The organism is Mangrovicoccus algicola (assembly GCF_014903745.1).
Classification (GTDB): Bacteria; Pseudomonadota; Alphaproteobacteria; order Rhodobacterales; family Rhodobacteraceae; genus Mangrovicoccus; species Mangrovicoccus algicola.
On record NZ_JACVXA010000014.1, the window covers coordinates 79,418 to 87,201 of the forward strand.

Sequence of the window (7,784 nt, forward strand, 5' to 3'; positions counted from 1 at the left end):
GTTTGGATCGCCTTGCGATCCCACGCGGCAGCGCACGCCACATCCCCGATCCGGATGCTGCCGGGCCGGTAGCGCGCCGCGCGGGCCCGGTCAAGGCCCGGCCGCCCGCCGGCCGCGGGCAGGGCTTGCAGAGAGGCTGCCGCCGGGGCAGCGTCGGCCCCGAGACCATGAGGGGAGGACCGGGTGATGGGCAGGATGGACAGCAGCGGGGCAGGACGATGACGGAGCCGCGTTTCGACAGGGTGCTGATCACCGGCGCCGCGGGGCGGCTGGGCACGGAATTGCGGCGCGGGCTGGCGCCCCTGGCGCGGGAATTGCGGCTGGCCGACCGCGCGCCGATCCTCGAGCTCCGCCCGAACGAAACGGCGATGATCTTCGACCTGGCGGATGAGGCGGCCTGTCACGCCGCCTGCGCCGGGGTGGATGCGGTGGTGCATTTCGGCGGCACCCCGCATGAGGCGCCCTGGGCCGAGATCCTCGACAGTTCGATCCGCGGCTCCTACCACATCTACGAGGGCGCGCGGCGCGCGGGGGTCCGGCGCATCGTCTATGCCTCTTCGGTTCATGCGGTCGGGTTCCACCGGCTGGAGGACCATGTCGATGCCGCCGCGCCGGTCCGGCCCGACAGCCTCTACGGCGTTTCCAAATGCTTCACCGAGGCGCTGGCGCGGCTCTACTGGGACAAGTTCGGGATCGAGAGCGCCTGCCTGCGCATCTTTTCCTCCTTCCCCGAACCCGGCGACCGGCGCAACCTGTGGTCCTGGCTGAGCTTCGGCGACTGCGTGCGGCTGGTGGAGGCGGCGCTGACCGCGCCGCGGGTCGGCCATACGATCGCCTTCGGCATGTCCGACAATCCGGTGAAGCCGGTGGATGACCGGCTGGCGCGGCATCTGGGCTTCGTGCCGCAGGACGGCACCGCGCCCTTCCGTGCCAGGGTGGAGGCGGCGGTGCCCCCCGGCGATCCGGCGGCGCCGTCGGTCATGTATCTGGGCGGGCGCATCTGCGCGGCCGGCCATCCGGAGGACCGCGATGAGGGACAGCTATGACGTCGTGATCGTCGGCGGGGCGGTGATCGGATCGGCCGTCGCGCATTACCTGACGGCCGATCCCGCCTTCGATGGACGCGTGCTGGTGGTGGAGCGCGATCCGACCTATTCGCGCGCCTCCACGGCTCTGTCTGCCTCCGGGATCCGCGTGCAGTTCTCCACGGCGCTCAACGTGCGTATCAGCCAGTACGGGGCGGAGGTCATCCGCGGTTTCGCCGATGCGATGGCGGTGGCGGATGACCGGCCCGACCTGAATTTCCGCGAGGCGGGATACCTGTATCTGGCGGGGAGCCCGGCGCAGGAGGCGGCGCTGCGCGGCGCGCATGAGGTGCAGCGCGGCTGTGGCGCCGATGTCGTGCTGTGGTCCCCGGCGGAGCTGGCGGCGGCCTTCCCGCATCTGCGGACCGAGGGGATCCGCCTGGCCTCCTACGGGCGTTCGGGCGAGGGCTGGTTCTCCAATACCGGGATGATGAACGGGTTCCGCGCGAAGGCCCGTGCCGCGGGGGCGGAGTATCTGCGCGACGAGGTGACGGGCGTGACCTGCGCGGGGGGGCGCGTGACGGGGGTGCGGCTGGGCTCGGGGCGGCAGGTGGCGGCCGGCTGGGTTGTCAACTGTGCCGGGCCGCGCGCGGCGGAGGTGGCGCGCATGGCCGGGCTGGATCTTCCGGTGGAACGGCGCAAGCGGACGGTGTTCGTCTTCGACTGCCAGTCCAGCCCCGAGGGCAGCGCGCATGTGGCAGGCGGTCGCCTGCCCCTGATGATCGACCCGACCGGCGTCTATGTCCGGCCCGAGGGGCGGTATTTCCTGGCCGGCGCCGCGCCCGCGGAGGATCCGGCCGTGGAGGCGGATGATTTCGAGCCGCGCCACGCGGAATTCGAGGAGGTCATCTGGCCCGCGCTGGCCGCGCGCTCGCCCGCCTTCGAGGCGATCCGGCAGCTGAACATGTGGGCGGGCCATTACGCGATGAATGCGCTGGACTGCAACGCGATCATCGGGCCGCATCCCGCGCTGCCGAATTTCGTCCTTGCCAACGGCTTCTCCGGCCATGGGCTGCAGCAGGCCCCGGCAACCGGCCGCGCCGTGGCCGAGCGGATCGTGCATGGCCGCTATCTGAGCCTGGATTTCACGGAGCTTGGCGCGGAGCGCGTGCTGGAGCGCCGTGCCCTGCCCGAGCACGCAATCATCTGAGCGGGCGGACCGGCGCCTGTTCCGCGCTCCGGTCCATACATGCGACAAAACGCTTGCAAAAGTCATAAAGTAATACTTAACTCTTCTCAAAAAAGACCAAGAAGACCACCAAGGGAGGAAGATGATGACACTGAAGGCGACGCTCCTTGCGGGCGCCGTCGCGCTGGCCCCAATGGCCGCGGCGGCGGATATGACCATCGGCTTTTCGCAGATCGGCTCGGAATCGGGCTGGCGCGCGGCCGAGACCACGGTGACCCGGCAGCAGGCCGAAAGCCGCGGCATCGAGCTGAAATTCGCCGATGCCCAGCAGAAGCAGGAAAACCAGATCAAGGCGCTGCGCGGCTTCATCGCCCAGGGCGTCGACGGCATCCTGCTGGCGCCGGTCGTGGCGACCGGCTGGGACGACGTGCTGGAGGAGGCCAAGGAGGCCGACATCCCCGTGATCCTGATGGACCGCATGGTCGATGCCGACAAGAGCCTGTACCTGACCGCCGTCACCTCGGACCTCGTGCATGAGGGCCGCGTCGCCGGCGAATGGCTGGCCGAGGAGATGGCCGGGGAACCGTGCCGCATCGTCGAGCTGCAGGGCACCACGGGATCCTCGCCCGCCATCGACCGCAAGACCGGGTTCGAGCAGGGCATCGCCGATCACGACAACCTGGAGATCGTGCGCAGCCAGACCGGCGATTTCACCCGTGCCCAGGGCAAGGTGGTGATGGAGAGCTTCCTCAAGGCCGAGGGGGGCGAAAACATCTGCGCGCTCTACGCCCATAATGACGACATGGCGGTGGGGGCGATCCAGGCGATCAAGGAGGCGGGGCTGACCCCCGGCGAGGATATCCGCATCGTCGCCATCGACGCGGTGCCCGATGCGCATCTGGCCATCGCCAATGGCGAGATGAATGCCACGATCGAGCTGACGCCGAACATGGCGGGTCCGGCGCTGGATGCGCTGGAGGCCTATCTGGCCAGCGGCACCGAGCCGGAGAAGTGGATCCAGACGGAATCGCGGCTCTATACCGGCGCGGACGACAACATGGCCGTCTACGAGGAAAAGAAGAGCCTCGGATACTGATCCGGGGCCCGTCGTCCCCGCGCGTCCCGTGCGCGCGGGGAGTGTCCTTTCCCGCCCGAGATACCAGGAGACCGCCATGACGGATCCCGTCCGGCCGGTGCTGCAGGCGCGCGGCATCACCAAGTTCTTTCCCGGCGCCATCGCGCTGGCCGATGTCGACCTGACGCTCATGCCGGGCGAGGTCCATGCCCTGCTGGGCGAGAACGGGGCGGGCAAGTCGACGCTGATCAAGTGCCTGACCGGCGCGTATTCCCGCGATGGCGGGACGATCCGGCTGGACGGGCGCCCGATCGATCCGGGATCGACCGAGGACAGCCAGAGGCTCGGCATCGGCACCGTCTACCAGGAGGTCAACCTGCTGCCCAACCTGACCGTGGCGGAGAACCTGTTCCTGGGGCGGCAGCCGCGGCGCTGGGGGCTGATCTCGCGGCGGCGCATGGCGGCGGAGGCGGAGGCGCTCCTGGCGGGATACGGGCTGAAGATCGACGTGCGCGAACCGCTGGCGGCCTATTCGGTGGCGGTCCAGCAGGTCGTGGCCATCGCGCGGGCGGCCGAGATGTCGGGCCGCGTGCTGATCCTCGACGAGCCGACCGCCAGCCTCGATGCGGGCGAGGTGGAGCTGGTCTTCTCGGTCATCCGGCGGCTGAGGGCGCGGGGGCTGGCCATCGTGTTCATCACCCATTTCCTCGACCAGGTCTTCGCCATCTGCGACCGGGCGACCGTGCTGAGGAACGGCCATGTCGTGGGCAGCCGGGACCTGGCCGATGCCACCCCGCGCGACATCGTCCACCTGATGCTGGGCCGTCAGCTGGAAACCGAGATGCGGCTGTCCCATGGCGGCGCGGCCGGTCCGGTCCTGGCCGAGATCGAGGATTTGGGGCGGCGCGGCACGCTGGCGCCCTTCTCGCTGAGCATCCGCGAGGGCGAGGTGATCGGGCTGGCCGGGCTGCTGGGCGCCGGGCGGACCGAAACGGCCAGCCTGATCTTCGGCGCGATCCAGGCCGACCAGGGCCGCATCCGGCTTGGCGGGCGCGACCTGGCGCTGCGCGGACCGCGCGACGCCATCGCCGCGGGCATCGCGCTGTGCCCGGAGGACCGCAAGGCCGACGGCATCATCGGCGACCTGTCGGTGCGCGAGAACATCATCCTGGCGCTGCAGGCGCGGCAGGGCTGGGCGCGGCCGCTGTCGCGGGGCAGGGCGGAAGAGATCGCCCAGGGCTACCTGCGCGCGCTGGACATCCGCGCGGCCAGCCTCGACATGCCGATCCGGCTGCTGTCGGGGGGCAATCAGCAGAAGGCCTTGCTGGCGCGGTGGCTGGCGACGGAGCCGCGGCTGCTGATCCTCGACGAGCCGACCCGCGGCATCGATGTGGGTGCCCATGCCGAGATCCTGCACCTGATCGAGACGCTGCGCGCCGGGGGCATGGCGCTGATCGTGGCCTCCTCCGAAATGGAGGAGCTGGCCGCCGCCGCCTCGCGCGTGCTGGTGCTGCGCGACCGGGTGCAGGTCGCCGAGCTGGAGGGCCGGGCCATCACCTCGGAGAACATCGTCCGGGCGATCGCCGACGAGGAAAGGGAGGTGGCCTGATGGCCCTGTCGCATGCGCCGCTGCGCCGCCTGGCGCCGCAGCTTGTCATCCTGGCGGCGGTCCTGCTGCTGAACCTGGCGGTCTTTCCGGATTTCTTCCGGGTGGAGTTCCAGAATGGCCGCCTGTTCGGCGGCATCATCGACGTGCTGAACCGCGGCGCGCCGACCGCGATCCTGGCCATCGGCATGACGCTGGTGATCGGCACGCGCGGCATCGACCTGTCGGTGGGCGCGGTCATGGCGATCGCCGGGGCCTGCGCCGCCAAGATCGTCACGGACGGCCATGGCTGGGGCACGGCGCTGGCGGGCGCGCTGCTGGCGGGGGGGCTGTGCGGCATCTGGAACGGCGTGCTGGTCGCCTGGCTCAGGATCCAGCCCATCGTCGCCACGCTGGTGCTGATGGTCGCCGGGCGGGGCATCGCCCAGCTGGTCACCGAGGGCACGATCCTGACCTTCCTGAACGAAGGGCTGATCCGGCTGGGGTCGGGCACCATCCTGGGGCTGCCGGTGCCGGTGGCCATCTGGATCGCGCTCGGCGCGGCCATGGCCTGGGGGGTGCGGCGCAGCGCGCTGGGGCTTCTGATCGAATCCATCGGCATCAATGCCGCCGCGGCGCGGCTGGCGGGGATCAATGCGCGCGGCCTGCTGGTCTGCGTCTACCTGGTCTCGGGGCTCTGCGCGGCGCTGGCGGGGGTGATCGTCGCCGCCGACATCAAGGGGGCGGATGCCAACAATGCCGGGCTGTGGATGGAGCTGGACGCGATCCTGGCGGTGGTGATCGGCGGCAATTCCCTGCTGGGCGGGCGGTTCTCGATCATCGCCTCGCTGCTGGGGGCGCTGATCATCCAGTCGGTCAATTCGGCGATACTGCTTTCGGGCATGCCGCCCGAGTTCAACCTTGTCATCAAGGCGGTGCTGATCCTCGCCATCCTGGTGATCCAGTCCCCGCGGATCGGCCACTGGATCTACATCCTGCGCGCCTCCGGCGGCGATCCCGCCCCCGGCCGCGCCCCGCGCGGCGGCGCGCATGCCAAGGAGACCGCAAGATGATCCGTTCCACCAGCCTGCCGCTGATCGTGACGCTGGTCACCTTCGTCATTGCCTATGCGCTGTGTGCCTCGGCCTATCCGGCGATGCTGTCCAGCCGCGTCGTGGCAAACCTGCTGACCGACAACGCCTTCCTCGGGATCGCCGCCGTCGGCATGACCTTCGTCATCCTCTCGGGCGGGATCGACCTGTCGGTGGGGTCGGTCATCGCCTTCACCGGGGTCTTCCTGGCGGTGGTCCTGCGCGACACCTCCCTTCACCCGCTGGCGGCCTTCGCCCTGGTGCTGGCATTGACCGCCGGTTTCGGGGCGGCGATGGGGGCGGTGATCCATTTCCTGGAAATGCCCGCCTTCATCGTCACCCTGGCCGGCATGTTCCTGGCCCGGGGCGCGGCCTATGTGCTGTCGGTGGACAGCGTGCCGATCACCCACGAGTTCTGCGACTGGCTGCAGGACATCTACTGGAAAGCCCCCTCCGGCGGGCGGTTCCGCCTCGCGGGGGGCGTGATGGTGGCGGTGTTCCTCGGCGCCATCCTGGTCGCGCATCGCACGCGGTTCGGACAGAACGTCTATGCCATCGGCGGCGGGGCGCGGACCGCGCGGCTGATGGGCGTGCCGCTGGCGCGCACCACGATCGGCATCTACGCGATCTCGGGCGGGCTGTCGGGGCTGGCGGGCATCGTCTTCGCGCTTTACACCTCGGCGGGCTATTCGCTGGCCGCGGTGGGGGTGGAGCTCGACGCCATCGCCGCGGTGGTGATCGGCGGCACGCTGCTGACCGGCGGCAGCGGCTTCGTCGCCGGAACCTTCTTCGGCATCCTGATCATGGGGCTGATCCAGACCTATATCGTTTTCGACGGGACACTTTCGAGCTGGTGGACCAAGATCGTCATCGGGGCGCTGCTCTTCACCTTCATCCTGCTGCAAAAGGGGCTGACTTGGGCAACGACGATCCGCAGAAGACCGGCAGCTGGCTCGCCCACGCCCTCATGAGCCTCGCTACCCCCGGCGGGCGGGCGGCGCGCGCCTCGAGCCATACCGATTTCGTGGTCGAGCAGTTGGGCCGCGCCATCGTCGCCGGGGAGTACCCGTCCGAGACCATGATCCCCCTCGATCCCGACCTGTGCGAGATGTTCGACGTCTCGCGCACCGTCGTGCGCGAGGCCAAGAAGACCCTGATCGCCAAGGGGCTGATCCAGTCCAAGGCCAAGGTCGGCACCCATGTGCGCGATGCCGAGGCCTGGAACATGTTCGACGAGGACGTTCTGCGCTGGCATGCGGGGCTGCGCAATGCCGGGGCCTTCTATGACGAGCTTTTCGAGATGCGGCTGATCTTCGAGCCCGCCGCGGCCGGGCAGGCGGCGCTGCGGACCAATGCCCGGGGCTGCGACCGGCTGTTCCGCCTGGCCGATGCCCTGGCCGCGGCCCCGGGGCGGGCGGATTTCGCGGTGGCCGATTACGAGTTCCACCGCGAGGTGCTGCGGCTGTCGGGGAACCGGTTCCTGCTGTCGCTGGGCGACATGGTGCAGACGGCGCTCTACGCGCTGTTCCTGGCCGAGGCGCAGCGCTTCTTTCCCGAAGGCGCCCAGACCGTCGCGGCACGCCATCGCGACATCGCGGCCGCCATCTGCCACGGAGATGCCGCGGCGGCGCGCCGGAGCATGCGGCGGGTGATCGAGGATGGCTATGCCCGGGTCAATGGCGGGAGCCGGGTCTGACACGACCGCGCAATCAACATCTGGCACGTTCTGCCTTGCCTCGTACATATTTTGTGCGGCGGCTTTGCCTCTCCCTACGTCACCTGTCTTTTTTTGCGATTTCGGCGAGAATCGCGTTGCGGG

7 protein-coding genes are annotated in these 7,784 nt (G+C 69.7%); all 7 read left to right on the top strand.

The window, feature by feature from the left end; all coding sequences use genetic code 11:
• Window positions 1–218 precede the first annotated feature (218 nt).
• The 7 genes from ICN82_RS07305 to ICN82_RS07335 all read left to right on the top strand — a co-directional run bounded on the left by ICN82_RS07305 (window position 219) and on the right by ICN82_RS07335 (window position 7,661).
• Window positions 219–1,046, top strand: a complete 828-nt coding sequence (locus ICN82_RS07305; RefSeq protein WP_193181271.1) for an NAD-dependent epimerase/dehydratase family protein — start codon at window positions 219–221, stop codon at window positions 1,044–1,046.
• Entirely contained in the window at window positions 1,030–2,235 is a 1,206-nt protein-coding gene (locus ICN82_RS07310) for an NAD(P)/FAD-dependent oxidoreductase (RefSeq protein ID WP_193181273.1), read from the top strand. The genes ICN82_RS07305 and ICN82_RS07310 overlap by 17 nt, the downstream gene beginning before the upstream one ends.
• 121 nt (window positions 2,236–2,356) lie before the next feature.
• Window positions 2,357–3,310: a galactofuranose ABC transporter, galactofuranose-binding protein YtfQ gene (gene ytfQ / locus ICN82_RS07315; protein ID WP_193181275.1), complete on the top strand. Its 954-nt coding sequence runs from the start codon at window positions 2,357–2,359 to the stop codon at window positions 3,308–3,310.
• A gap of 76 nt (window positions 3,311–3,386) precedes the next feature.
• Entirely contained in the window at window positions 3,387–4,898 is a 1,512-nt protein-coding gene (locus tag ICN82_RS07320; RefSeq protein ID WP_193181277.1) for a sugar ABC transporter ATP-binding protein, read from the top strand.
• Window positions 4,898–5,947 carry an ABC transporter permease gene (locus tag ICN82_RS07325; protein ID WP_193181279.1) on the top strand — a complete coding sequence of 350 codons (1,050 nt, stop codon included), beginning with the start codon at window positions 4,898–4,900 and terminating at the stop codon, window positions 5,945–5,947. Before ICN82_RS07320 ends, ICN82_RS07325 begins: the two co-directional genes overlap by 1 nt.
• On the top strand, window positions 5,944–6,936 hold the full coding sequence (gene yjfF, locus ICN82_RS07330; protein WP_226898338.1) for a galactofuranose ABC transporter, permease protein YjfF: 993 nt from the start codon (window positions 5,944–5,946) through the stop codon (window positions 6,934–6,936). Before ICN82_RS07325 ends, yjfF begins: the two co-directional genes overlap by 4 nt.
• A complete protein-coding gene (locus tag ICN82_RS07335; RefSeq protein WP_193181281.1) occupies window positions 6,933–7,661 on the top strand; it encodes a FadR/GntR family transcriptional regulator in 729 nt (242 codons plus the stop codon). Before yjfF ends, ICN82_RS07335 begins: the two co-directional genes overlap by 4 nt.
• Window positions 7,662–7,784: the final 123 nt, after the last annotated feature.

Excerpts from the sequence above, each read along its gene's own strand:
- ICN82_RS07325 (WP_193181279.1), top strand. The coding sequence starts at position 4,898 with ATGGCCCTGTCGCATGCGCCGCTGCGCCGCCTGGCGCCGCAGCTTGTC.
- ICN82_RS07335 (WP_193181281.1), top strand. The coding sequence starts at position 6,933 with ATGAGCCTCGCTACCCCCGGCGGGCGGGCGGCGCGCGCCTCGAGCCAT.
- ytfQ (WP_193181275.1), top strand. The coding sequence starts at position 2,357 with ATGATGACACTGAAGGCGACGCTCCTTGCGGGCGCCGTCGCGCTGGCC.
- ICN82_RS07320 (WP_193181277.1), top strand. The coding sequence starts at position 3,387 with ATGACGGATCCCGTCCGGCCGGTGCTGCAGGCGCGCGGCATCACCAAG.
- ICN82_RS07305 (WP_193181271.1), top strand. The coding sequence starts at position 219 with ATGACGGAGCCGCGTTTCGACAGGGTGCTGATCACCGGCGCCGCGGGG.
- yjfF (WP_226898338.1), top strand. The coding sequence starts at position 5,944 with ATGATCCGTTCCACCAGCCTGCCGCTGATCGTGACGCTGGTCACCTTC.
- ICN82_RS07310 (WP_193181273.1), top strand. The coding sequence starts at position 1,030 with ATGAGGGACAGCTATGACGTCGTGATCGTCGGCGGGGCGGTGATCGGA.